The organism is Rhodococcus sp. D-6 (genome assembly GCF_040256695.1).
GTDB classification, from domain to species: domain Bacteria; phylum Actinomycetota; class Actinomycetes; order Mycobacteriales; family Mycobacteriaceae; genus Rhodococcus; species Rhodococcus pyridinivorans.
Map to the genome: position 1 here is coordinate 3,088,369 of NZ_CP132970.1, position 23,597 is coordinate 3,111,965.

A 23,597-nucleotide genomic window follows, 5' to 3' on the forward strand; every position below is an offset into this window, starting at 1 on the left:
GCTGTTCGGAGGGGGTATCCGGGCGGGCATGGAAGCCGAGAACATCCCCTCCTCCAACCCGTACGCCTTCGTCTTCGCGCCGTCCCCGCTCCTCACGGTAACCCTCGAGAAGGCACCCGACGGAAGCACCGAACTGCACGTCCATCCCGGCGGGCAGGGATTCTGGATCGGCCGCATGGCGGCGACCCTGGGAATGGACGTGCACCTGTGCGGACCGTTCGGCGGCGAGTCCGGCACGATCCTCGTCGACATGATCAACCGCGAAGGCGTGACGGTGCATGCCGTGGAGACCGCATCACCCAACGGTTCCTACATCCACGACCGGCGCGAGGGCGAACGGAAGGAGATCGTGGAGATCGACCCGCCGGCACTCACCCGTCACGAGACCGACGATCTGTTCAGCGCGTCGCTGGCGTCCGCGATGTGCGCGAAGGTCGCGATGCTGGGCGGACCGCACAACGACGACGCCGTACCGAGCGAGGTGTACACGCGCCTGTGCGCCGATCTGGGAGCCCTCGGCATCCCGGTCGTCGCCGATCTGTCCGGCCCCACCCTCGGTGCGGCCCTCGAAGGCGGGGTGACCGTGCTGAAGGTGAGCCACGAGGATCTCATCGAGGACGGTCGCGCGAAGTCCGAGGATCTCGACGATCTCATCGAGGCCTTGCACCGTCTCCACGACGAAGGTGCCGCCTCGGTGGTGATCTCCCGCGCCGGCGATCCGGCGATCGCACTGGACAACGGAACCATCTGGGAGGTGGAGGCACCCTCGGTGCAGACCGTGGACCACCACGGTGCCGGAGATTCGATGACCGCCGGCATCGCGTCGGCCTACGCCGCGGGCGCGAAGTTCGAGGACGCGCTGCGTCTCGGCGCCGCAGCAGGTGCGGTCAACGTCACGCGCCGCGGTCTGGCGACGGGGCATCGTGGCGCTGTGGAGAAGATGGCCGAGAAGGTGGAGGTCCGGAAGGTGAAGGGGAAGCGTTCATGAAAGCACTGATCGTCAACGACGACGGCATCGACAGTCCCGGTCTCGCCCTGCTCGCCCGTCTCGCGGTCGAGGCGGGATTCGACGTGCAGGTCGCGGCGCCCCATGTCGAGCGCAGCGGCGCCAGTGCATCCTTGACCGCTCTCCAGGACGAAGGAAAACTCCTGCTCAGCCGTCGCCCGCTCGACGACCTGCCCGAGGTGGAATCCTATGCGGTGGAAGCATCTCCGGCGTTGATCACCTTCCTCGCCTCGTACGGCGCGTTCGGGACGGCACCCGACATCGTGTTGGCCGGGATCAATCTGGGCCCCAACACCGGTCACGCGATCCTGCATTCGGGAACGGTGGGCGCGGCCCTGACCGCGGCCAGCCACGGCGCCCGCGCGGTCGCGTTGTCCCTCAACGGGACGGCTCCGTCGCAATGGGAGACCGCCGAACTGGTGGCCCGTCACGCTCTCGAGTGGGCGGTCGAACACAGCCGTCCGGGTGCGGTTCTCAACGTCAACATCCCCGACATACCCGTCCACGAGTTGCGCGGACTGCGCAGTGCCCCGCTGGCGGAGTTCGGTGCCGTCCAGGCCGAGATCGGGGAGGTCGAGGACGACGGCGACATCTCCCGCGCCCTGCCCATCACCTTCCGGGCCGTCGAACTCGACGAATCCCACGACAGCGACGCCGTTCTCGTCTGCCAGGGATGGGCCACCGCGACCGTGCTGACGATGCCCTTCGAGGTGGCGGACACCGATCTCGACACCCTGGAGTTCGCCCATTCGGACAGTGCGCAGTCGTAGGTTCGGATCCCGCTCGGTCGCGGACGCCGCGACCGAGCGGTCCCGGCCGTGAAAAGATATCGTTCCCTGCGATTCTCAGGGCACTGTAGTTCTCAGGACACTGCGGTTATCAGGCCACGGCGGAATTCGAGACGTAGCGGGAGATCGGCGTGACGACGGACCGTTCGGCGCGACCGGCCGTGTCCGTCACGGACTGCACGAACCTGCCGGCCTCGGCGAGCGCGCGCCGGCTCTCGGGAAGACTGTCGGCGAATATCGGAAACGCGTGCACCTGGTGTCGCCACAGGTGCAGGTCGCAGCTGACCCCGGCCTCCCGCACGGCCCGTGCCATGGATTCGGCGTCGCTGCGCAACAATTCGTCGTGACCGGCGTGGATCATCACCGGCGGCAGCACACTGAGGTCGTTGTCCAGCGGGCACATCAGCGGTCCGGGCTCCCCGTCGACGGTCAGACGCGTGTGGGTGCCCTCGATGTAGCACACGAGCGACTGCACGGCCGATCCGGGGAACATGGGGCAGGCCGCCTGCATGTCGTGTTCGGCGCGGCGATCCGAATCGAGGTCGACGAGCGGCGACAGCGCGACGATGCCGGCGGGGCGGGGCAGATCGGATTCCGCGATGGCCAGGGCCGTCATGAACGACAGGTATCCCCCGGCGGAATCGCCGGCGATGACGATGTCCTCTCCCCGATAACCCTTCTCGCACAACCACTCGTAGCCGCGTACCGCGTCGTCCACCGCGTGTGCGATGGGAGCGTTCGGCAGCATCCGGTAGTCGACGCTGAGAACCGCGCCGTCGGCGCGATCCGACAGGCTCACGGCGAGCGAACGGTGAGTGTTGAGTCCGCACATCAGGAAAGCGCCGCCGTGCAGGTACAGCACCGCGCGCTTGGTCGATCGTCCTTCCGCGCGGATCCACTCTGCACTGCACGCGCCCAGGTCGACGTCCACGTACTGGGCTCCGGAGGGCTTGGGGAGGAGGGACGCAGCGCCGTCGACGACCGACAGTGGCCACGCGAGGTCGGGCCGGGCCATCCATGCCCCGACGACCGGCTTCGCGAGTGCGCGTACCGCGCCCCGAACGACTCGGGAGCGCACGCTTCCACCTCGGTGGGTGCGGCTGACGCCCTCACCTCCACCGAAATCGTCGATCTCAGAAGACAGCACTGGAACCTCCCGTGGGACACCCACGAAACCGGTTGATTTATTTCGCCTTACGCGACGTGGTACTGCGGTTTACCCACACCTGTCCGGCATCGAAACACCCGGTTCGGATCACGAACCGGAAACAACGATGCGAGAGGCTCCCGCAGCGCCCCGTTTACCGGTCCGGCCGGGGAGGTAACCAGCGCATATGCCTACCGAGACCACGGTGTCCCTCTGGCGGGATCGCGCCCCGCACATCGCGACGTACGACGACTGGACGGCCCGCCGGGAGCGCTACGACATCGTGGTCGTCGGCGCCGGGATCACGGGCACCGTGACGGCGCTGCTCCTCGCTGAGAGGGGACTGCGCGTTGCGGTGCTCGAAGCCCGGGACATCGGGGCGGTGACCACCGGGAACACCACCGGCAAGGTCAGCGTCCTGCAGGGCACACGCCTGTCGCAGATCGGCCGCAGACATTCCGGTACGATCCGTCAGGGATATGTCGACGGCACCCTCGCGGCACAACGATGGGTGGTCGATTTCTGCACGCGGCACGGACTCGACTTCGACCGTGCGGACGCCTATACCTACGCGCAGGATCCGTCGAACGTGAGCATGATCGACGCGGAATACCACCACTGTCGCGCCGCCGGGTTACCGGCCGAGAGGGTCGGTGAGATCCCGCTGCCCTTCGGCGTGGCCGCGGCAGTCACGATTCCCGACCAGGTGCAGGTCGATCCCATGCCCATTCTGTTCACGGCGGTCGACCGGGCGCGTGCGTGCGGCGCCGAAGTGTTCGTCGGGCGGCGCGTGAAGACCGTGGACACCGAGGACGCAGGATGCATCGTCCGCACCGACGACGGCAACATCCGTGCAGATCGCGTCGTACTTGCAACCGGCATCCCCATCCTGGACCGCGGTGCATTCTTCGCCAGGATGGAACCCGACCGCTCGTACTCCATCGCCGTCGAAGTGCCCGGTGGCCCGCCGGAAGGGATGTTCTTGTCCGCGGACAGTCCCACCCGGTCGCTCCGCACCGCCTCTGCGGCGGGAACGTCCTCGTCGGCGGATCGACTACTGCTCGTCGGCGGCAACGGACACGTCGTCGGCCGGCACGATTCGACCCGCTCCGCATACGACGACCTGCTGCGATGGAGTCAACGGACCTTCCCCGGCGCCCACGAACTGTACCGGTGGTCGGCGCAGGACTACACGAACATGGACAGCCTCCCCGAGGTCGGGCCCGTCCTGCCCGGTGCCGACCGGATCTGGGTGGCGACCGGCTTCGGCAAGTGGGGCATGACCGGCGGGGTCGCGGCGGCGCACATCATCGCGTCCCGGTTCTCGGAGTCGCCGGATCCCGAGGTCGAGGCGTGGGCGCCCGCCATGGCGGCATGGCGCACCGAACTGGTGACCGGCATTCCCACCGCAGCCAAACTCAATGCCACCGTCGCATTGCACATGGCCAAGGGCTGGTTGCAGGCCGCGACGTCCTCCGGATCAAAGCCGGAAGAAGGACAGGGACGGGTGGTACGCAGTTGCGGACGTCCCGTCGGCGTGTCCACGGTCGACGGCCGGACGCACCGCGTGAGCGCGGTCTGCCCGCACCTCGGCGGAATCCTGCGGTGGAACGACGCGGAGTCGTCGTGGGACTGCCCGCTGCACGGCTCCCGATTCACTGCCGACGGCACTCTGCTGGAGGGGCCCGCGACCGGCAACCTTTCCCCCAGGTGACGCCGAGGGTGGAAAAAGGCGTGAGAGCCCGCGTTTCACACCATCCGAGCCGGGTAATTCCGACAGCAGCCGAGAAAGGACACACGAACATGAATTCCGCCGATGGGGCACGACTGTCCGGACTGACCATCGCAATTCTCGCGACGAACGGAGTCGAGGAGGTCGAGTTCGTCGAGCCGCGTAAAGCTCTCGAGGACGAGGGCGCCACGGTCCGACTCGTCTCGATCGAGCAGGGCGAGATCCAGGCAATGGAGAAGGACGTCAACGCCGCAGGGAAATACACCGTCGATCACCTCGTCTCGGAGGTCTCCCCCGGCGACTTCGACGGCCTGGTGCTTCCCGGTGGAACCACGAATCCCGATCAGCTGCGCCAGGACGACAAGGCCGTGTCGTTCGTGCGGGAGTTCGTCACCTCCGGGCGCCCGGTCGGCGTGATCTGCCACGGACCGTGGATGCTCGTCGAGGCCGACGTGGTGCGCGACCGCACCCTCACGTCGTATCCGAGCGTTCGTACCGACATCCGCAACGCCGGCGGAAACGTCGTCGATCAAGAGGTGGTCGTCGATCGCAACCTGGCCTCGAGCCGCAACCCCGGCGACCTGCCGGCATTCTGCAAGGCACTCATAGATCTCTTCGCGGCGAACCCCGCGAGCTGAATCGTTCGGGCCACGACGCAGGCCGATCCTCGTCACTTCACCGACCGCGACCACAAAGGTCCCGGTCCATCTCCGCCTGTTTTCCGAAAGGACCTCGACGATGCTCGAGCAGAGCCCCGTTTCCGGCGCCACCTTCTTCCCGCCCGCAGCCCTCCACCAGGGCGTGCGATTCAGTACCGCGGAGATCAAGAAGCGTATCGACGAAATGTTCGACAACCCGGCTGCTCCCCTGCCGAGCGAAAGCTGATTTTCCGGAGAACTGCTGGTCGAAGGCCCGCAGCGGTGCACGCAATTTGCGGCCCCCTACCCGCCTTGATAACAAGAAGTAGTCGATTTCGAACATGTGGGATTGGTTCGCCGTAAGGCAGTTGCACGAAGGCGGGATTATGAACGAACCGAACTCCGACGATTTCGTCGTGGTCGCCAACCGTTTGCCGGTGGACCTCGAGACGCCGACCGACGGTGGCCCGCCGGTCTGGCGACGCAGCCCCGGTGGCCTGGTGACCGCGATGGAGACCGTCCTGAGGTCCAACAGTGGCGCCTGGGTCGGCTGGCCCGGCACTCCCGACGTGACGGTCGATCCCTTCGAGGAGGACGGGCTCTCGCTGTATCCGGTGGAGCTGTCCGCCCAGGAAGTCGAGGAATACTACGAGGGTTTCTCGAACGACACCCTGTGGCCGCTCTATCACGACGCGCTCGTTCCACCCACCTTCGATCGACGCTGGTGGCGCACCTATCGCGCGGTCAACCAGCGATTCGCCGAGGCCGCGGCCCGCGCCGCCGCCCCCGGGGCGACGGTGTGGGTGCACGACTACCAGCTCCAGCTCGTTCCCCGGATGTTGCGCGAGCTCAGGCCCGACGTCACCATCGGCTTCTTCCTCCACATCCCTTTCCCGCCCACCGAACTGTTCCTGCAGTTGCCGTGGCGTAAGGCGATCGTCGACGGTCTGCTCGGCGCCGATCTCGTCGGTTTCCACCTCCCCGGTGGGGCACAGAACTTCCTCTACCTCGCCAACCGGCTCTTCGGACTCCCGGCACCGCGCGGGACCGCATCCGGCGGCACCATCGATCTCGGCGATCGACAGGTCCGCGTCGGCGCCTACCCGATCTCCATCGACTCCGCGCAGCTCCGGGAACGTTCCAGCGACAAGGCCATTCGCGAGCGCGCCGCCGAGATCCGCAGGGATCTGGGCGATCCGGAGGTCATGCTGCTCGGCGTCGACCGTCTCGACTACACCAAGGGCATCGACGTACGGCTCGAGGCACTGCACGAGCTGTTCGCCGACGGCACCCTCGATCCCGAGAAGGTCGTGATGGTGCAGTTGGCCACGCCGAGCCGGGAGCGCTTGACGGCATACGCACAGCTCCGGGACCAGGTGGAGCGCGAAGTGGGACGGATCAACGGCGAGTTCGCCCGGCTCGGCTCCCCTGTCGTCCACTACCTCCACGCCTCGGTCGACCGCGACGAGCTGCTCGCGATGTACACCGGTGCCGACGTCATGCTGGTCACTCCCCTGCGCGACGGCATGAATCTCGTCGCCAAGGAGTACATCGCCTGCCACGGCGACGGCAGCGGGTCGCTGGTTCTCAGCGAATTCGCCGGGGCGGCAGCGGAACTCCGTCGCGCCCTCCTCGTCAACCCGCACGATCTCGAAGGCGTCAAGCGCGCGATCGTCGAGGCGATCGAGGAGGATCCGGCCGAACGGAAGAGGCGCATGAAGACCATGCACGCGCACGTCATGGAGCACGACGTCGCCCGCTGGTCGCGCACCTTCCTCGAGGATCTACGGGACACCTCGGGTGCGCACGTCGCTGCCGCGGAAAACTAGGGCACGCGGGTCCCTCTCCGGCGCGTACCGGAGAGGGACCCGCGTGCCCCGAACCTCGAAGAACCGCAGGCCCGAAGAAGTGCAGACCTACTGGCTCGGCTGCGGTACCTCGCACTCGACCTGGGGATTGACGCCCGCGTAGTTGAGCGGCCCGGCCACCACCGTGACCGCCACCGTCGCGAGACTGCTGCAGTTCTGGTCCGAGTCGCTGAAGTAGCCCCGCTGACCGGCCGCCACCGCACCGATGATCAACCAGACCAGGACCACGAGACTCAACAATCGCACGATCTCACCTCGATCCGTCCCACACGCCGGACCGTCCGGCCGGGTAGCAATACCCGAGGTGGAAATCGAACAAACGCACCGAGGAACATGATCCGGCCATACCGGACGCAGCACCTCTCTGTACATCCGGGTGTGCACCATCGCGTAGGAGTACCGGCATAATTTCTCTTGTGACCGATCCGCCCGTCGATGAAGCGTTGAGCCGGATCCTCGCCGACGACGTCTCCCGGCACGTCGGAAGTTTCCGGTACCTGTCGACCGACGACTCGTGGGAATGGTCGGCTTCCGTCGCCCGGATACACGGCTACGAACCCGGCACCGTCGTACCCACGACCGAACTCGTCCTCCGGCACAAACACCCCGACGACAGGGAGGACATCACGACGCTCCTCACCTCCGTCCGTACCACGGGTGAGCCCTTCAGCAGCCGGCACCGGATCGTCGACACCCGAGGCACGATCAGACATGTCGTCGTGATCGGTGATCGCATCGTGGACGAGGACGGCTCGGTTCTCGGCACGTCGGGGTTCTATCTCGACCTGACCGACGCTCTCGAAGAGGACCTGCGGGCAGCGGTCGACGCGGCGATGTCGTCCCTGGCGGACGCCCGCGCCGTCATCGAACAGGCCAAGGGCGCTCTCATGCTGGCATACACGATCCCGGCCGAGCGCGCGTTCGAGATCCTGGCGTGGCGTTCCCAGGAGACGAACCTCAAGCTGCGGTCACTCGCCGAACGGCTCGTACACGAGATCTCGACCACCCCCGGGCTCCTCGAAGAGTTCCGCGGCCGTTTCGATCACCTGTTCCTCACCGTGCACGAGCGAGTCCGCTCGGGCGACCCGCTCCCTTCCGATTGAGCGACCCGCTCCCCTCCCCGATTGAGCGACCCGCTCGGGGGTACCCGAAGGTGGAGTCGCGCCCGGCGCCGCGCCCGGCGCCGCGCCGGTCGCTGCGCCCGCGCGCCCTTCGACGTGAGGAGAGCCATGACCCAGGATGTGGAGAAACGTTGGAACGACCCCCGCACGGCCCGTAAGGCCACGATGTACGCCGGGGGCGTGATCGTCGCTGCACTCGTGGTGATGGGCGTCGCCATCCTCTGGGGCACGAACTCCGGACAGGACTGCAGCGACGCCGCATTCGCGGTGTGCACCGATCCCGCCCGCCAGATCCTCGTCTTCGGCCCCACACTCGTGCTCCTGCTCGGCGGTCTCGGTGCACTGTGGACGGCGTACCGCACATGGAAGCGCGGCGGTCGCTGGCCGATCTGGCAGGGCGCAGGATGGGCACTGCTGGTGCTGATGGTCGCCTACGCCACCATCTCCGCCCGCGCCATCATCTGATCCGGCGCCCGGTCGTCCCGGCCCGGGACGGCCGGAGCCACCGACCCGCACGAACGAACAGGCGGGACAGCAGCGTATTTCGGTTCGTACCGACGCGCCGTGACCGGTTTATCCCCCACCACACACGGGAATACCGCTGTGGTGAAGATCGCGATGGTTGCCGGACAAGTGAATCCCCTGCTCGGTCACGGCGCGCACGCAGGTGCAGCGCCGCAAGGACTGCACGTCCACCTGGCCGAACTGTCCTCCGCCCTCGCCGGGGCCGGCCACGAGGTGGTGGTCTACACCCGCCGCGAGGACCGCGACGGCCCCGACCGGATCTCCGCCCCTGGTGGATACGAAGTGGTGCAGGTACCGGCAGGACCGCCGTCCCCGCTGCGCCCCGACGAAACCGCCTCGGCAATGGGCGAATTCGGGAGCTTCCTGGATCGGGAGTGGCGTCAGCGACCACCGGACATCACCCACGCCCACTACTGGCTGTCCGGACTGGCCACCCAGCTCGCCACCCGCTCACTGGGCATCCCCACGGTCCAGACCTTCCACTCCCTCGGCACGGTCGAGCACCGCATCCGGGAGAAGACGGCGATGGACGCATCCGCGCGCGACCGAATCCGCTTGGAGCGACTCATCGCCCGGGGTGCGACGCGCATGATCGCGACGAGTTCCGACGAGGTGTTCGAGCTGGCGCGCATGGGACTCCCCCGCACGCGGACCACAGTGGTGCCGAGTGGAGTGGACGCCGCGCACTACAGCACCGCCGCCGCTCCCGACACCACGAGGACCCGCAAGCATCGCCTGCTCGCAGCCGGTCCTCTCGAACCGGGCTCCGGATTCGACATCGCCATCGAAGCGCTGGCGGGCATTCCCGACACCGAACTCGTCATCGCCGCGCATCCCGCTCCGCCGTACCTGTCGCGCCGAGCAGACGAGCAGGAGAAGTCCCGTCTGGTGAAGCTCGCACGCGTACGCGGTGTGCAGGGACGCGTCCGGATCCGACGCGACGTCGGGCGGGACGAGATGCCCGGTCTGCTCCTGTCCGCCGACGCCGTGGTCTCCACCCCCTGGCACGATCCATCGGGGATGCTCGCCCTGCAGGCGATGTCGTGTGGTCGCCCGGTCATCGCAACCGCCTCGGGTGGAATGCTCGACACCGTGCTCGACGACGCCACAGGCCTTCTCGTGCCCACCCGCTCCCCCGAGGCCGTCGCGGCCGCCGCACGCCGGCTTCTCTCCGATGCGACGACACGCGCCACCTTCGGTATCGCCGGACGCGACCGCGTGCTCGCCCGGTACACCTGGGATCGCGTGGCGGAGGACACTCTTCGCGCCTACGAACGGTGCGTGCCGGTCAGGCGTACTGCACACCGGACCGCACGGACCGGTGTGCAGTAGCGCCCATCGAACTCGGCACATGCACTGGAACGATCAGCGACGGAAGTCCTGATCGTTCCAGTGCGCACCCGCCCCACCGACCTCGCCGATCCGGCCCTCGCCGCCGGGCACCGAGTTCGAGGTCGGCGAACCTGCCGTTCCCGGAGCCGATTCCCCGCGGTGGTCACCGCGATCGGCACGCTCTGCGGAACGGGGATCCAGTTCCTCCGCACGGCGACGACGCTCGTCGAGTTCGGCGCGGGCCGCTTCGGCGGTACGGCGTTCGTCCTCGGAGCGAGCACGCAGCCGCTCGGCCTCGGCTGCCTTGGCTTCGGCTTCCGCCGCGGCGCGGCGGGCCTCCGCTTCGGTGCGTTCGGCCGACGCGGTCCGTTGTTCGACACCGGGCCTGTTCTCTTCGACGCTGCGACGCAGACGTTCGGCTTCGGCACGCCGTCGCTCGGCGCGCCGGTTGCGAAGCGTCCACACCAGCACGGCCAGCACCACCAACGCGACGACCACCGCTATCACCAGCAGAATCCAGTCGTTCGTGCTCATCTCGACCTCCTCGGGTTCATCAGCGGGTTCCCCCGGGTCGAAGTGACGAAACGGGCAGGTCGGGCCGGTCGGTGGATCGGAGGCGTCCCGAAACAGAACCGTTGCCGCCCGGGTGTCCCGAACGGCAACGGTATGGAGGGGCGTGGCGCATCGCGTGCCACGCCGTGTGGTCGACTCTCCTCTTACATCACAGGAGCGACCGCAGCGAGCGCTGCTTCACGTGTCCTGCAGGCCTTGGCGGCGATGGCGGCATCGGCGACCCGGAGCAACCGTTCCACCGGTCGCCCACTCAGAAGAGCCCAGCGGACGTTCAGGGCACGCGCGCGCTCGTCGAGATCGTCGAAGACCGACAATCCCGCCGCACCGAAGAATTCGACTGCCCCGAGGTCGACGACCATACGGATCGATTCTTCGAGCTGCCGATGGGTGAACGCGTGGAGAGCGTGTGCGTTACGGATGTCGATCTCGCCGCGCACATCGATCCAGACGAGGTCCGGCTCGATCCTCTGAGCACTGAATTCCGCACCGACGACCCGCTCTGCGGGGATATCGGACCTGATCGGCCGAGCCGACCATGCGGATGGGACGGAATCTACCTGTGCGGCAATTCGCTGAGGAACTGTCATAGCACTTCCCAACATCGAAAATTGCAGGAAGCACGACCTACGAGACAGGCACAACCGGTGACCGATCGGAACCCTCCCGAAACGGGGGTGCTTCCGTGTTCTCGGCTGTGTGCTCAACCTTCTGCCCCAACAGTAGTCCACGAACCATCGGCGCTCAACACATCGAACGTGCATTTCGGGCATGTTGCGGACCCCTGCCCAGGTCACGGCGGATGGATTGAATTCGCGATATCTGGGTAATCTCTCCGACGACCAGACAGACACGACCCGCTCGTACCCCCACTCCCCGTACTGGAGACATCAGGCTCATGGCAAAATCCGCGTCGATCGAATCGGCACGCGACCACAATCCCCCGGTAGTCGAACTTCGAGTAGAGGCCCATCCCGATCAGCTCGCAGTGCTCCGAGCGGTAGCCGCCGCGATCGCGCTGCAGCACGACTTCGACCTCGATACCGTGGCGGACGTGAAGCTCGCCGTCGACGAAGCGGCCACGCGGCTGATCATGGGCGCTCCCGAGGACGCCGTTCTGGCATGCTCCTTCCGGGCGGCCCTTCCTCTGCTGCACATCAGCCTCTCGGCACCGACGAACGATGCCTCCGCAATCGGGCAGCCGCGCTCCTTCGGATGGCACGTGCTCAACTCGCTGACCGAGTCCATCTCGGTGACGAGCGACGACTCGCGCGCCACGATCGACATGTCCATCGCCGAAGGCAGCGCCGATCGGTGACGCGCAACACGGGTAGGTCGAGCGACGAGTACGCCGACGTCACCGAAACGCTGAGAACACTCCTCGCACTCGAGGAGGGCGACCCCGGTCGCATCCGCATCCGCGACGAAGTGGTCGAGCGGTGCCTTCCGCTCGCCGAGCACATCGCCCGGCGCTTCGACGGCCGTGGTGAGGCCTTCGAGGACCTGCTGCAGGTCGCGCGTCTGGGCCTGGTCAACGCGGTCGACCGGTTCGACCCCGAACGCGGCTCGGATTTCGTCTCCTTCGCGGTCCCCACGATCATGGGCGAGGTGCGCCGGCACTTCCGGGACGCCGGCTGGGCCGTTCGTGTGCCGAGGCGCATGAAGGAACTGCACCTGTCCCTGAGCAAGGCCACCTCCGAGCTCTCCCAGCAGCTCGGACGTGCGCCCACCGCTTCCGAGCTCGCCGAGGAACTCGGCATCGATCAGGAGGAGGTGTTGCAGGGTCTCGTGGCCGGTAACGCCTACCAGACGGTGTCGGTGGACCGATCGTCCCCGTCGGGCGACGACGGGCTCACCCTCGCCGACACGCTCGGCGACTACGACGCCGCGCTGGACGAGGTCGAGAACCACGAGGCACTGCGTCCGCTGCTCGAGGCCCTTCCGGCCCGCGAACGCACGGTCGTGCTGCTGCGCTTCTTCGGCAACATGACGCAGACGCAGATCGCTGAGCGCGTGGGTGTCTCGCAGATGCACGTGTCGCGTCTGCTCACGAAGACCCTCGCGCAGCTCCGCGATCAGCTCGGCGACAACTTCTGACGGGGTCGACGTCCCGGGTTCTCGTTACCCGGGACGTCGACACGGTCAGAACGTCGAGGCGTCGATCACGAAGCGATAGCGCACATCACTGGCGACCACACGGTCGTATGCCTCGTTGATCCGGTCTGCGGAGATCAGTTCGATCTCCGCACCGATACCGTGCTCTGCGCAGAAATCGAGCATCGCCTGCGTGTCGGGGATGCCGCCGACATTCGATCCGGCCATCGCACGATCGTTCATCGCGAGCGAGAACGCCCGCACCGACAGCGGCTTCTCGGGCAGGCCGAGGCCGACGAGGGTGCCGTGCAGCCGCAGCAGCGACAGGTAGCGGTCGAGGTCGAGGTTGACCGAGACGGTGTTGAGGATCAGGTCGAACTTCCCGCGCAGCTCCTTGAACGTCGACTCGTCCTCGGTGGACCGGTAGTCGACCGCACCGAATCGCAGGCCGTCGTCCCGCTTCGACAGCGAGTGGCCGAGCACCGTCACCTCCGCCCCCATGGCTGCCGCAATCTTCACGCCGACGTGCCCGAGGCCGCCCATGCCGATGATCGCGACCTTGCTCCCCGGCCCGGCATTCCATCGCTTCAGCGGCGAGTACAGGGTGATTCCCGCGCACAGCAGAGGTGCCGCGGCGGCCGGGTCGAGTCCGTCGGGAATCCTCAGGACGAAGTGTTCGGTGACGACGATGTGCGTCGAGTAGCCGCCCTGGGTGACGGTGCCGTCGCGGTCGACGGAGTTGTAGGTCCCCGTCACCCGATTGGTGCAATGCTGTTCGAATCCCGTTCGGCAGGGATCACATTCGCCACAGGAGTTCACGAAGCAGCCCACGCCGACACGGTCGCCGACGGCATGTCTCGTGACCTCGGACCCGACGGCGGCGACGGTACCGACGATCTCGTGACCCGGCACGATCGGGTACTTGGTTCCACCCCACTCGTTCCGGGCGGTGTGGATGTCGGAATGGCAGATGCCGGCGAACTCGATCTCGATGAGCACGTCGAGCGGGCCGAGGGCACGTCGTTCGACGGTGGTCTTCGACAGGGGCGCATCGGGCGCGGTGGCGGCGTAGGCGGCGACGGTGGTCGTACCGGTTGTGGACGTCATTCCTCCACAACTACTCCGCCTCACGACGACGTGCACCCGCGGGGGACTCCCGCGGGTGCGCGTCGTCGAGACGGTTCGGCTATCCGGCCTGGTCGGCCTGTTGTGCCGCCCGGCGGCGCAGTCGTCGCGCCGCGGCGACGAGGTTGCGCAACGACGGCTCGAGCTGCCAGTGATGACGGGTCTTGAGGCCACCGTCCGGATTGGCCCACAACCGGTCGAGTTCCACCGATTCCGCCGCCTCGGTGAGCAACTCGTCGAGCTCGTCGATGTCCGGGATCCGGGCCGACCGCGACTCGTAGACACCGGGACCGACACCGTGGGACAGCGCGCGGTCCTTGATCGCCTCGAGCACCCAGCGGATCGAGCGCGTCGCCACGATCGCCGTGACGTCGGCGTCGAGCCGCTCGATCGCGTCGACCACCGACGCCTGACCCGAATAGGTCAGGTGCGTGTGGATCTGCGTCTCCGGCTTCGCACCACCGGTGGCGAGACGGAAGGCGTCGACGGCCCAGTCGAGGTACTCGGCGCGTCCGTCCTGCCGCAGCGGCAGCAACTCACGGATGGCCGGTTCGTCGACCTGGATGATCGCGATGCCCGCCCGCTCGAGATCGGTGATCTCGTCGCGGATGGCCAGCGCGAGCTGGTCGGCCGTCTCGTGGAGCGGTTGATCCTGACGCACGTAGGAACGCGCCAGCATCGTCACCGGACCGGTGAGCATGCCCTTGACCGGCTTGTCGGTCAGCGACTGTGCGAACGAGATCCACTCGACCGTCATCGGCTTCGGGCGCACGATGTCGCCGTAGAGGATCGGCGGACGCGTGCAGCGCGAACCGTAGGCCTGCACCCAGCCGAAGTGCGTGGTGGCGAAGCCCTCCATCAGCTCGGCGAAGTACTGCACCATGTCGTTGCGTTCGTGCTCGCCGTGGACGAGGACGTCGAGACCGATGTCCTCCTGCAGACGGATGGTGGACTCGATCTCCTCCTGGATGCGCTTGACGTACTCGTCGTACGACATCCGGCCACGACCGAGTTCTGCTCGTGCCCTGCGGATCTCCGCGGTCTGCGGGAACGAGCCCAGGGTCGTCGCCGGCACCGGCGGCAGATCCAGGCGCTTCTGCTGCGCGACGCGGCGTTCCTCGTACGGCGCACGCACCCGATGGGCGGGCGTGATCGCGTTCAGACGTGCACGGACGGTGTGCTTCTGCTTGAAGTGCACCGACACGGGCGGCTTGCGCCACCGCTCCTCGGCACCGGTCGTCAGTGCCTTGGCGAGGGAGACCACCTCCCCCACCTTCTGCTTCGCGAACGCGAGACGATCGGCGACGTCGCCGGGGATGTCGTACTCGACGAGCACGTCGTAGGGCACGTGCAGCAGCGAGGACGAGGTCGACACGACGAGATCCGGTGCGACCGCGACGATCGACTTCAGGTATTCGAGGGTGCGGTGGCGGTCGACCTTCCACACGTTGCGGCCGTCGACGACACCGGCGTAGATGCGCTTGCGCTTGAGTCCGGGCACGGCGGCCAGTTCGTCCGCGCTGATGCGGCCGTCGACCAGGTCCAGGCCGATCGCCTCGATCTTCGACGCGGCCAGGATCGGCAACGCCTCGCCGAGATGCCCGTACGGGCCGGTCACGAGCAGACGCGGACGCAGCGGAGCGTGCGAGAGCACGTCGTAGGCACGCGCGAGGGCTGCGAGCTCCTCCTCGCTGCGGTCCTCGGTGAACGACGGCTCGTCGAGCTGCACGCAGGTCGCGCCGGCGCGGGCGAGCTGCTCGAAGAGCTTCTCGTACTCGGGGAGCAGCGCGTCGAGCAGGTCGAGGGTGCGGAAGCCCTCCTTCGTCGACGTCGGCGCGACCTTCGACAGCAGCAGCAGCGAGACCGGGCCGAGCACCACCGGCCGCAGCTCGACGCCCTCGGCCTTCGCACGCTCGAACTCGTCGAGCACAGTCGCCGAGTTCAGCTCGAAGACGGTGTTCTCGTCGAGTTCGGGCTGGCGGTAGTGGTAGTTGCTACCGAACCACCGCACCAGCTCGAGCGGCGGGAAGTCCTCGCGTCCACGGCACAGCGTGAAGTACAGATCGAGCGGGTCGAGCTCGTCGGCCAGCGGACGGAACCGCTCGGGCAGCGCTCCGAACAACAGGGCGTTGTCCAGGACGTGGTCGTAGTAGGAGAACGTGTTGCCGGGTACCTGGGTCAGACCCGTGGCTGCGAGCTCGCGCCAGGTGTTCTCCTGGAGCTCGCGAGCGACCGCGACGAGTTCGTCGCGCGTGCCCTCACCGTGCCAGTAGGCCTCGAGGGCGAACTTGAGCTCGCGGCGGGGCCCGATGCGCGGGTACCCGAGGATGCTCGATCCGTATCCGTCGGCGAGAGTTGCCATGTCGGCGTCGACCTTTCCCTCATGCACATCGCGCCCGTGCACCGGTGACCAGTGTTCGGAACACTGTCGCCGGGCACGGGCGCCGTGTGCGGTGGTGCTACCTGGCTAGCCGGCCTTCTTGACCGTGCGACCGTTGTCGGCGTACTCGTAGAAGCCGGCGCCCGACTTCTTGCCGACGAGTCCCGCCTCGACCATGCGCTGCAGCAGCGGCGGGGCCGAGTACAGGGGCTCCTTGAACTCCTCGTACATGGAGTCGGCGATCGACTTGACGGTGTCCAGACCGACGAGGTCGGTCAGGGCCAGCGGACCCATCGGGTGGGCGCAACCCAGGACCATCGTCTTGTCGATGTCCTCCTTGGTGGCGAAACCGGACTCGACCATCCGGATCGCCGAGAGCAGGTACGGCACCAGCAGTGCGTTGGCGATGAAACCTGCACGGTCGGAGGACCGCACGACCTGCTTGCCCAGTACGTCGGCGGCGAACGCCTCGGCGCGCTTGGTGACGGTGGGGCTGGTCTTCAGGGTGGTGACGAGCTCGACGAGCGGGAGCACCGGCACAGGGTTGAAGAAGTGCATGCCGATGACACGCTCGGGGGCACCGGTCGCGATACCGAGCTTCATGATCGGGATCGACGAGGTGTTCGATGCGAGCACCGCGTGGGGATCGGTGACGATCTTGTCGAGTTCGGCGAAGATCTCGCTCTTGATCTTCTCGTCCTCGACGACGGCCTCCACGACGAGCTGCCGATCGGCGAAGTCACCGAGATCGGAGGTGAAACGCAGACGCCATGCGGCCTGCTCACGCTCCCGTTCGGTGATCTTCCCGCTGCTCACACCCCGGTCCAGCGACCGGAGGATGCGGGCGCGTCCGGCAGCCGCGAGTTCGCGGGTCTGCTCGAACACCAGTACGTCGACATGAGCGCGTGCGCACACCTCGGCGATACCTGCGCCCATGATGCCGGCGCCGATCACGCCGACGCGCTGAATCTTTTCGCTGGTCACGTCAGCTCCTTCTCGTTGTGGGGGTCGTGGCCGAGGCCGGAAGTACAGGTGCGGACCCATCGGGTGCGCGGGTGCAGAACTGCCCCTGATACGCACGCACCCCGCGGCAGGACATGGGGACCTGTGGATCCCGCCGCGGGGTGGTGGCCTCTTCGGTGGCGCTTGTTCCTAGTGGAACTGGCCTTCCTCGGTGGAGCCCTTCAGGGCAGCCGTGGAGGTGTTGGGATCGACGGTGGTGGCGATGGTGTCGAAGTAGCCGGCACCGACCTCACGCTGGTGCTTGATGGCGGTGAAGCCGCGCTCCTTGGCCGCCTTGAACTCGCGCTCCTGCAGGTCGACGAAGGCCGTCATGCCCTCGCGGGCGTAGCCGTGCGCCAGGTCGAACATGCCGTAGTTGAGCGAGTGGAAGCCGGCGAGGGTGATGAACTGGAACTTGAAGCCCATCGCGCCGAGCTCCTTCTGGAACTTCGCGATGGTCGCGTCGTCCAGGTGCGCCTTCCAGTTGAAGGACGGCGAGCAGTTGTAGGCCAGCAGCTGGTCCGGGAACTCGCTGCGGACGCCCTCGGCGAACTTCTTGGCGACCTCGAGATCCGGCACACCGGTCTCCATCCAGATGAGGTCGGAGTACGGAGCGTAGGCCTTCGCACGGGCGATGCAGGGCTCGATGCCGTTCTTGACGTGGTAGAAGCCCTCGGCGGTGCGCTCACCGGTGATGAACGGGCGGTCGCGCTCGTCGACATCGGAGGTGATGAGGGTCGCGGCCTCGGCGTCGGTGCGGGCGATGACCACGGTCGGGACGTCCGCGACGTCGGCCGCGAGGCGAGCCGAGGTCAGGGTGCGGATGTGCTGCTGCGTGGGGATGAGCACCTTGCCACCGAGGTGACCGCACTTCTTCTCCGACGCGAGCTGGTCCTCCCAGTGCGAACCGGCGACGCCGGCCGCGATCATGGCCTTCTGCAGCTCGTAGACGTTGAGGGCGCCACCGAAGCCGGCCTCACCGTCGGCGACGATCGGAGCGAGCCAGTTGTCGACGGAGGTGTCGCCCTCGACCTTGGCGATCTCGTCGGCGCGCAGCAGCGCGTTGTTGATGCGGCGGACGACCTGCGGAACCGAGTTCGCCGGGTACAGCGACTGGTCCGGGTAGGTGTGGCCGGACAGGTTGGCGTCGCCGGCGACCTGCCAACCGGAGAGGTAGATGGCCTTCAGGCCGGCGCGGACCTGCTGGACCGCCTGGTTGCCGGTGAGGGCGCCCAGCGAGTTGATGTAGTCCTCGTTGTTGACGAGGTCCCACAGGATCTCGGAACCGCGGCGAGCGAGGGTGGCCTCCTCGACGACGTTGCCCTGCAGCTTGGCGACCTGCTCGGCGGTGTAGTTGCGGGTGATCCCCTTCCAGCGCGGATTGGTGTCCCAATCCTTCTGGATCTCTTCTGCAGTCCTCGGGGTGCCGGTGGTCGACATCAAATCTCCACTCTCTAGATCTGCCCCGCTCGGGATGAAGCAGTACGCGTGTACGACTTCACATCCTTTGCGTGCCGTTCGGATGTACAAGAACGACAATGACACAGTCCAAAAAACCCGTCTACCTGTTGCTAATGCCAATCTCGGTTATTTTCGTTGCAGGCATTGCGAAGATTGCTAATCGATGGTCGGTCCAACTACCCGAATCGGGCACGCGTTTATTACCCGCGAGTAGCAACTACCTCGGCTTTTGCCGCTGTCGTCCGGCCCACGCCGTCGGAACGACCCGTCCCGACGAATCACCCACCGCGGGACGGACCGGACACCTGTCTGTGACTGCCTTCACAAGCGTTGATCGCCGTTTGTGATCCCCATTGACCCCTGGAATCCCATCCGTAACATGTCTCGGGCCGGATCGGGGCCGGTGCGTCGTAGCGCCTTCGTGTCTCAGGGCCCCGGCCGAACAGCCCCCGAACACGAGGAGTCGACATTCTCTCGAGTACGTCGCGGTCGATCGTCGAAGCGACCCTGCCGGTGGTCGGCGCCGAGATCGGCACGATCTCACGTGTCTTCTACAACCGGCTCTTCCGGGCCGTCCCGTCCCTGCGGGACACCTTCAACCGCACCAACCAGGCCAACGGGGCCCAGCAGCGGGCACTCGCCGACTCGGTCGCCGCCTTCGCATCACTGCTGGTCACCCATGCACCGACCGATATCGACCCCATCATGGAGCGGATCGCCGCCAAGCACGCGTCCCTCGGCGTGCAGGCAGCGCACTACGGGATCGTGCGGACGCACCTGTTCGCCGCGATCGCCGAGGTCCTCGGTGACGCCGTCACACCGCAGGTCGCCGTGGCCTGGCACGAGGTGTACACGCTGATGGCGAACTCGCTCGTCGAGCAGGAGACGGAGCTGTACCGGCGGGCCGGTGTGGCGCCCGGCGACATCTGGCGTCGCGTGGTCGTCACCGAGCACGAGTACGACGGCGCGCACGCGGCCACCCTCCACCTCCGTTCCGTCGACGGCGAGCCGCTGCCGGCCTTCCTTCCCGGCCAGTACATCTCGGTGCGAGTCGCGCTGCCCGACGGCTCCGAGCAGATCCGCCAGTACACCGTGTTCCCCGGCAGGGTGAGCGGCGAGTGGGCCGTCACCGTCAAGCGAGTGCCCGGCGGACTCGTCTCCCCCGTGCTGTGCGACGGCCTGCGCGTCGGCGATCACCTCCTCGTGTCGCCGCCCTTCGGCAGCGTCGTCGTCGATCGGGGCAGCGAACCGCTGCTGCTCGTCTCGGCGGGCGTGGGCGTGACGATGACCGTCGCGGCGCTGCGCGACATGCAGTCCCGAGGCGACGACCGGAGCGTCGACGTCGTCCACGTCGACCGCACCCCCTACGAGCAACCGCACCGGACCGAGATCGGCATCCTGGTCGACTCGTTGCCGGACGCCCGGCTGCACGTGCGCTACACCGAGTACGACGAGATCCGCAGCGACGGGCGAACTCCCCTGTCCGGGCTGACGATTCCGGGCGACGCCAGCACCTACGTGTGCGGTCCGATCCCGTTCATGCGTGCCATCCGCTCCGATCTCGTCGCGTCGGGTGTGTCCCCCGGGTCGATCCACTTCGAGGCGTTCGCGCCGGGCTCGTGGTTCGGCCTCGAAGCTCCCCCGGTGACCGTCGATTAACACGCTGCGAACGCCGCCTTGCGAAGGCTGCGAGGCAGTTCTACCCTGGGCGAATGGCCAAGACCTATGTAGGCGCCCGGCTGCGGCAGCTACGCACCGAGCGAGGACTCAGCCAGGCTGCCCTCGCCAAGACCCTCGAGATCTCGGCGAGCTATCTCAACCAGATCGAGCACGACGTCAGGCCTCTGACCGTGCCCGTCCTGCTCCGCATCAGCGAGGTCTTCGGGGTCGACGCCACCTTCTTCTCCTCGCAGGACGACACCCGACTGATCGCGGAGATGCGGGAGGTCGCGCTCGACCGGGAGATGGGCATCGAGGCCGACGCCCAGGAGATCGCCGAGATGGTCGCGGCGCACCCCACTCTGGCGCGCGCGATGGTCAACCTCCACCGGCGCTTCCGCAACACCACCGCCCAGCTCGCCGTCGCGACCGAGGAGAGGTACAGCGACGGCAGTGGCAGCGGTGCGATCACCATGCCCCACGAAGAGGTGCGCGACTACTTCTACCAGCGGCAGAACTACCTGCACGATCTCGACACCGCGGCCGAGGAACTCGCCAACCGCATCCGGTTCCACCGCGGCGACGTCGGCGGCGAGATCGCCCGCCGCATGACCACGGTCCACGACGTGCAGATCGTCAAGCGCATCGATCTCGGCGAGAACATCCTGCACCGCTACGACCCCGAGACCCGTGTCCTCGAGGTCGCGCCGCAGCTGTCCGGCGGGCAGCAGGTCTTCAAGCTGGCCATCGAACTCGCGTACCTGGAGTGCGGGGAACTCATCGATCGCCTCGTCGAGGAGGGTGCGTTCACGAGCGATGCCTCGCGCGCGCTGGCCCGGCTCGGGCTCGCCAACTACTGGGCGGCCGCACTGATCCTGCCGTACACGCAGTTCCACGAGATCGCCGAGGACTTCCGCTACGACGTCGAGCGTCTGTCGGCCTTCTACGGCGTGAGCTACGAGACGATCGCGCACCGGTTGTCGACCCTGCAACGTCCGAAGTTACGGGGCGTCCCGTTCTCGTTCGTGCGTGTCGACCGCGCGGGGAACATGTCGAAGCGCCAGTCCGCCACCGGTTTCCACTTCTCCACGAGCGGCGGTACGTGCCCGTTGTGGAACGTCTACGAGACCTTCGCCTATCCCGGCAAGATCATGACGCAGATCGCGCAGATGCCCGACGGTCGTCGCTATCTGTGGGTCGCGCGCACGGTCGAGCGTCGTGCCGCGCGCTACGGCCAGCCGTCGAAGACGTTCGCGATCGGTCTCGGCTGCGAACTGCGGCACGCGCATCGGCTCGTCTACGCCGACGGTCTCGACCTCGACGAGTCCAACCCCGGCACGCCGATCGGCTCGGGTTGCCGCGTGTGCGAGCGGATGAACTGCCCGCAGCGTGCCTTCCCGCCCCTGGGCAAGGAGATCGACATCAACGAGCACCGTTCGTCGGTCTCGCCGTATCTGGTGCGCTGAGCGTCGGTAGGCTCGTCGCATGGCACGCACCCCCGACGCGATAGGCGCGAAGGCACTCGAGTTCCTGTCCGAGTACCACCTCGCGACGCTCACGACCCTCCGCAAGGACGGCTCGCCGCACGTCGTCGCCGTCGGGTTCACGTGGGACGGCGAGGCCGGCCTCGTCCGCGTCATCACCTTCGAGGGCTCCCAGAAGACCCTCAACGTCGAGCGCGGGGGTTACGCGGTGGTGAGCCAGGTCGACGGCGGTCGCTGGCTCACCCTCGAGGGCCCGGCCCGCGTTACGCGCGAGCCGGCCGACGTCCGCGAGGGCGAGCGTCGCTACGCCGCCCGCTACCGCGAACCCCGCCCCAACCCTCGCCGCGTCGTCATCGAGATCGCAGTCGAGCGCGTGATGGGCTCGGTCCTCGACCCCGCCTGACGCATCCGCTCGCTTGTTTGCCATCCGCAGCGGAAGCAGATGCGGCACATAGCTGGGACGGTAGCGGTTACCGCCACGCACGGGCGACGGCACGGTCGAAGCGAGCGAGGACGACGTCGAACCGGGACAGTTCGGGCCACGTCCACCTGACCACTTCGAAGCCGAGGTCGCGCAGGGCGTCCTCCCGTCGCTTCTCGTTCCGTAGGGCCTCGACGCCTCCCTCGTCGTACTTGCCCATCCCGTCGAACTCACCGACGACTCCTTCGTCCTCCCAGAGGAAGTCGACCCGGGCGACGAACTGCCCGTCGGGTGTTCGTATCTCCTTCTGGAGCGTCTGTGCGGGCATGCCGGCCTGGTGCATCCGGATGCGACTCAGCGATTCTCCCGGACTCTCGCTGCGACCGTCGAGAAATGCAGCCACGCGTCGCGCCGCGGCGATACCCCTACGCGGCCCGGACTCGTCGAGACAACAGAGCAACGCGGAGCCGAACTCGGCATCACGAGCCGCAGCACAATCACCCGCGATCACGGCTTCGTCGAAGTCGAGTGTGCAGGCGAGATCCACGACGGTCCGGGCGAGCGAGGTGCACGCTATGCCCGCGACCTCCGACAGGTCGTGAGGACGCAGAGGGGCGACGTGCAGGTGACGGTTCGCGTTCCTCCGACCACCACCCGATCTGCCGCGGGTGACGTGGACCCGCGTGAGATCCGGCTTCCACAGGGCGAGCCCGTGCAGGACGGCGGCGGACTCGTGGCTGATCACCGTGCCGGGCGCGAGCACTGCCCCGACGGATCGCACGCGCACGCGATAGCGATCGAGTTCGTCGAGGGAGTCGTCGCGGTGGAGGTAGACGCCGGGTTCGAGTCGCTCGAGTTCACCGGCGCGTACCGCACGACGGATCTCGGAGTCGGTCATCCCGCAAGCGAGAGCGGTGGTCCGCAGGAAAGGTGTCGGTCGCATGCGGACAACCGTGCCCGATCGTCGTGGTGCAGACGCGGTGCGAACACCGGTATTCGCGTCGCCTGTGGATGATCTCGCCACCTGTGGACAAACAGTTCGCTACACCGTCAGCTATCCGCCGCAGCGATTGCCGTAGCGGATAGCGAAGGTCGTAGCTGATGCTTGTGCGCACTTTGTAACGCCCACGAAATCTGTGTCACGAGACCGTGACCGGAAGATATTCCCGCGCAACAACTCCCTTCTACTGTGTGGCCTCACGGATACAGCGCTGTATACGCCTCCCGGATACACCGGGGTCCCC

Annotated in this window: 23 protein-coding genes; 14 read left to right on the forward strand and 9 right to left on the reverse strand. The window is 67.2% G+C overall.

Annotated elements, in window-relative coordinates:
• Positions 1-28 precede the first annotated feature (28 nt).
• Positions 29-988: a PfkB family carbohydrate kinase gene (locus tag RBB84_RS14410; RefSeq protein ID WP_006553564.1), complete on the forward strand. Its 960-nt coding sequence runs from the start codon at positions 29-31 to the stop codon at positions 986-988.
• Positions 985-1,776 (forward strand): 5'/3'-nucleotidase SurE, encoded by a 792-nt coding sequence (locus tag RBB84_RS14415; protein WP_019291156.1) that lies wholly within the window; start codon positions 985-987, stop codon positions 1,774-1,776. Before RBB84_RS14410 ends, RBB84_RS14415 begins: the two co-directional genes overlap by 4 nt.
• Positions 1,777-1,885: 109 nt before the next feature.
• On the opposite strand, the gene RBB84_RS14420 is transcribed toward RBB84_RS14415, so the two are convergent.
• Complete coding sequence (locus RBB84_RS14420) at positions 1,886-2,941, reverse strand: alpha/beta hydrolase (RefSeq protein ID WP_019291155.1); 1,056 nt, start codon at positions 2,939-2,941, stop codon at positions 1,886-1,888.
• 187 nt (positions 2,942-3,128) lie between these two features.
• On the opposite strand from RBB84_RS14420, the gene RBB84_RS14425 reads away from it, so the two are divergent.
• From RBB84_RS14425 to RBB84_RS14440, 4 genes are all read left to right on the forward strand, one after another.
• Positions 3,129-4,655: an FAD-dependent oxidoreductase gene (locus RBB84_RS14425; protein WP_033096136.1), complete on the forward strand. Its 1,527-nt coding sequence runs from the start codon at positions 3,129-3,131 to the stop codon at positions 4,653-4,655.
• Positions 4,656-4,744: 89 nt separating this feature from the next.
• Entirely contained in the window at positions 4,745-5,311 is a 567-nt protein-coding gene (locus tag RBB84_RS14430; protein ID WP_019291153.1) for a type 1 glutamine amidotransferase domain-containing protein, read from the forward strand.
• Between the two features lie 100 nt (positions 5,312-5,411).
• Positions 5,412-5,558 (forward strand): hypothetical protein, encoded by a 147-nt coding sequence (locus RBB84_RS14435; RefSeq protein ID WP_019291152.1) that lies wholly within the window; start codon positions 5,412-5,414, stop codon positions 5,556-5,558.
• A 139-nt stretch (positions 5,559-5,697) separates the two neighbouring features.
• Complete coding sequence (locus tag RBB84_RS14440) at positions 5,698-7,140, forward strand: trehalose-6-phosphate synthase (RefSeq protein ID WP_033096137.1); 1,443 nt, start codon at positions 5,698-5,700, stop codon at positions 7,138-7,140.
• An 87-nt stretch (positions 7,141-7,227) separates the two neighbouring features.
• Here RBB84_RS14440 and RBB84_RS14445 read toward each other — a convergent pair whose 3' ends face one another.
• Positions 7,228-7,428, reverse strand: a complete 201-nt coding sequence (locus tag RBB84_RS14445; protein ID WP_033096357.1) for a hypothetical protein — start codon at positions 7,426-7,428, stop codon at positions 7,228-7,230.
• 167 nt (positions 7,429-7,595) lie between these two features.
• Between RBB84_RS14445 and RBB84_RS14450 the strand changes: the two genes are divergently transcribed.
• The 3 genes from RBB84_RS14450 (at position 7,596) to RBB84_RS14460 (ending at position 10,157) form a co-directional block, all read left to right on the forward strand.
• On the forward strand, positions 7,596-8,282 hold the full coding sequence (locus RBB84_RS14450) for a PAS and ANTAR domain-containing protein (RefSeq protein WP_231911927.1): 687 nt from the start codon (positions 7,596-7,598) through the stop codon (positions 8,280-8,282).
• Between the two features lie 126 nt (positions 8,283-8,408).
• Positions 8,409-8,765: a hypothetical protein gene (locus tag RBB84_RS14455; RefSeq protein ID WP_033096139.1), complete on the forward strand. Its 357-nt coding sequence runs from the start codon at positions 8,409-8,411 to the stop codon at positions 8,763-8,765.
• Between the two features lie 153 nt (positions 8,766-8,918).
• Complete coding sequence (locus RBB84_RS14460; RefSeq protein ID WP_202400222.1) at positions 8,919-10,157, forward strand: glycosyltransferase; 1,239 nt, start codon at positions 8,919-8,921, stop codon at positions 10,155-10,157.
• Positions 10,158-10,190: 33 nt separating this feature from the next.
• Here the strand turns inward: RBB84_RS14460 and RBB84_RS14465 are convergent, their stop codons facing one another.
• Entirely contained in the window at positions 10,191-10,691 is a 501-nt protein-coding gene (locus RBB84_RS14465; RefSeq protein ID WP_033096141.1) for a membrane protein, read from the reverse strand.
• Positions 10,692-10,873: 182 nt separating this feature from the next.
• Positions 10,874-11,167, reverse strand: a complete 294-nt coding sequence (locus RBB84_RS14470) for an STAS domain-containing protein (RefSeq protein WP_231911926.1) — start codon at positions 11,165-11,167, stop codon at positions 10,874-10,876.
• Positions 11,168-11,625: 458 nt separating this feature from the next.
• On the opposite strand from RBB84_RS14470, the gene RBB84_RS14475 reads away from it, so the two are divergent.
• Complete coding sequence (locus RBB84_RS14475; protein WP_026061321.1) at positions 11,626-12,045, forward strand: ATP-binding protein; 420 nt, start codon at positions 11,626-11,628, stop codon at positions 12,043-12,045.
• Positions 12,042-12,824, forward strand: coding sequence for a SigB/SigF/SigG family RNA polymerase sigma factor (locus RBB84_RS14480; RefSeq protein WP_016693083.1), 783 nt, complete (start codon positions 12,042-12,044; stop codon positions 12,822-12,824). Before RBB84_RS14475 ends, RBB84_RS14480 begins: the two co-directional genes overlap by 4 nt.
• A 45-nt stretch (positions 12,825-12,869) precedes the next feature.
• Here RBB84_RS14480 and RBB84_RS14485 read toward each other — a convergent pair whose 3' ends face one another.
• The 4 genes from RBB84_RS14485 to aceA all read right to left on the reverse strand — a co-directional run bounded on the left by RBB84_RS14485 (position 12,870) and on the right by aceA (position 18,768).
• Entirely contained in the window at positions 12,870-13,928 is a 1,059-nt protein-coding gene (locus RBB84_RS14485; protein ID WP_016693082.1) for an NAD(P)-dependent alcohol dehydrogenase, read from the reverse strand.
• A 79-nt stretch (positions 13,929-14,007) separates the two neighbouring features.
• The gene (metE, locus tag RBB84_RS14490; protein WP_033096358.1) at positions 14,008-16,308 is read right to left on the reverse strand and encodes a 5-methyltetrahydropteroyltriglutamate--homocysteine S-methyltransferase; all 2,301 of its coding nucleotides are present in this window, start codon (positions 16,306-16,308) and stop codon (positions 14,008-14,010) included.
• A gap of 105 nt (positions 16,309-16,413) precedes the next feature.
• Positions 16,414-17,310, reverse strand: coding sequence for a 3-hydroxybutyryl-CoA dehydrogenase (locus tag RBB84_RS14495; RefSeq protein ID WP_016693080.1), 897 nt, complete (start codon positions 17,308-17,310; stop codon positions 16,414-16,416).
• Between the two features lie 168 nt (positions 17,311-17,478).
• On the reverse strand, positions 17,479-18,768 hold the full coding sequence (gene aceA / locus RBB84_RS14500; RefSeq protein WP_006553580.1) for an isocitrate lyase: 1,290 nt from the start codon (positions 18,766-18,768) through the stop codon (positions 17,479-17,481).
• 534 nt (positions 18,769-19,302) lie between these two features.
• Between aceA and RBB84_RS14505 the strand changes: the two genes are divergently transcribed.
• Genes RBB84_RS14505 through RBB84_RS14515 form a run of 3 tightly spaced genes read left to right on the forward strand, consistent with a single transcriptional unit; the run spans position 19,303 to position 22,335 of the window.
• Positions 19,303-20,448, forward strand: a complete 1,146-nt coding sequence (locus RBB84_RS14505) for a globin domain-containing protein (protein WP_052039930.1) — start codon at positions 19,303-19,305, stop codon at positions 20,446-20,448.
• A gap of 53 nt (positions 20,449-20,501) precedes the next feature.
• Positions 20,502-21,914 carry an acetate metabolism transcriptional regulator RamB gene (gene ramB, locus RBB84_RS14510; protein ID WP_016693078.1) on the forward strand — a complete coding sequence of 471 codons (1,413 nt, stop codon included), beginning with the start codon at positions 20,502-20,504 and terminating at the stop codon, positions 21,912-21,914.
• Positions 21,915-21,933: 19 nt separating this feature from the next.
• The gene (locus RBB84_RS14515) at positions 21,934-22,335 is read left to right on the forward strand and encodes a PPOX class F420-dependent oxidoreductase (protein WP_033096144.1); all 402 of its coding nucleotides are present in this window, start codon (positions 21,934-21,936) and stop codon (positions 22,333-22,335) included.
• A gap of 67 nt (positions 22,336-22,402) precedes the next feature.
• On the opposite strand, the gene RBB84_RS14520 is transcribed toward RBB84_RS14515, so the two are convergent.
• Complete coding sequence (locus RBB84_RS14520; RefSeq protein WP_033096145.1) at positions 22,403-23,296, reverse strand: type IV toxin-antitoxin system AbiEi family antitoxin domain-containing protein; 894 nt, start codon at positions 23,294-23,296, stop codon at positions 22,403-22,405.
• Positions 23,297-23,597: the final 301 nt, after the last annotated feature.

Coding starts and splice junctions, on each gene's coding strand:
- RBB84_RS14410 (WP_006553564.1), top strand. CDS start 29: ATGGAAGCCGAGAACATCCCCTCCTCCAACCCGTACGCCTTCGTCTTC.
- RBB84_RS14415 (WP_019291156.1), top strand. CDS start 985: ATGAAAGCACTGATCGTCAACGACGACGGCATCGACAGTCCCGGTCTC.
- RBB84_RS14425 (WP_033096136.1), top strand. CDS start 3,129: ATGCCTACCGAGACCACGGTGTCCCTCTGGCGGGATCGCGCCCCGCAC.
- RBB84_RS14430 (WP_019291153.1), top strand. CDS start 4,745: ATGAATTCCGCCGATGGGGCACGACTGTCCGGACTGACCATCGCAATT.
- RBB84_RS14435 (WP_019291152.1), top strand. CDS start 5,412: ATGCTCGAGCAGAGCCCCGTTTCCGGCGCCACCTTCTTCCCGCCCGCA.
- RBB84_RS14440 (WP_033096137.1), top strand. CDS start 5,698: ATGAACGAACCGAACTCCGACGATTTCGTCGTGGTCGCCAACCGTTTG.
- RBB84_RS14455 (WP_033096139.1), top strand. CDS start 8,409: ATGACCCAGGATGTGGAGAAACGTTGGAACGACCCCCGCACGGCCCGT.
- RBB84_RS14460 (WP_202400222.1), top strand. CDS start 8,919: ATGGTTGCCGGACAAGTGAATCCCCTGCTCGGTCACGGCGCGCACGCA.
- RBB84_RS14465 (WP_033096141.1), bottom strand. CDS start 10,691: ATGAGCACGAACGACTGGATTCTGCTGGTGATAGCGGTGGTCGTCGCG.
- RBB84_RS14475 (WP_026061321.1), top strand. CDS start 11,626: ATGGCAAAATCCGCGTCGATCGAATCGGCACGCGACCACAATCCCCCG.
- RBB84_RS14485 (WP_016693082.1), bottom strand. CDS start 13,928: ATGACGTCCACAACCGGTACGACCACCGTCGCCGCCTACGCCGCCACC.
- metE (WP_033096358.1), bottom strand. CDS start 16,308: ATGGCAACTCTCGCCGACGGATACGGATCGAGCATCCTCGGGTACCCG.
- aceA (WP_006553580.1), bottom strand. CDS start 18,768: ATGTCGACCACCGGCACCCCGAGGACTGCAGAAGAGATCCAGAAGGAT.
- ramB (WP_016693078.1), top strand. CDS start 20,502: ATGGCCAAGACCTATGTAGGCGCCCGGCTGCGGCAGCTACGCACCGAG.
- RBB84_RS14515 (WP_033096144.1), top strand. CDS start 21,934: ATGGCACGCACCCCCGACGCGATAGGCGCGAAGGCACTCGAGTTCCTG.
- RBB84_RS14520 (WP_033096145.1), bottom strand. CDS start 23,296: ATGCGACCGACACCTTTCCTGCGGACCACCGCTCTCGCTTGCGGGATG.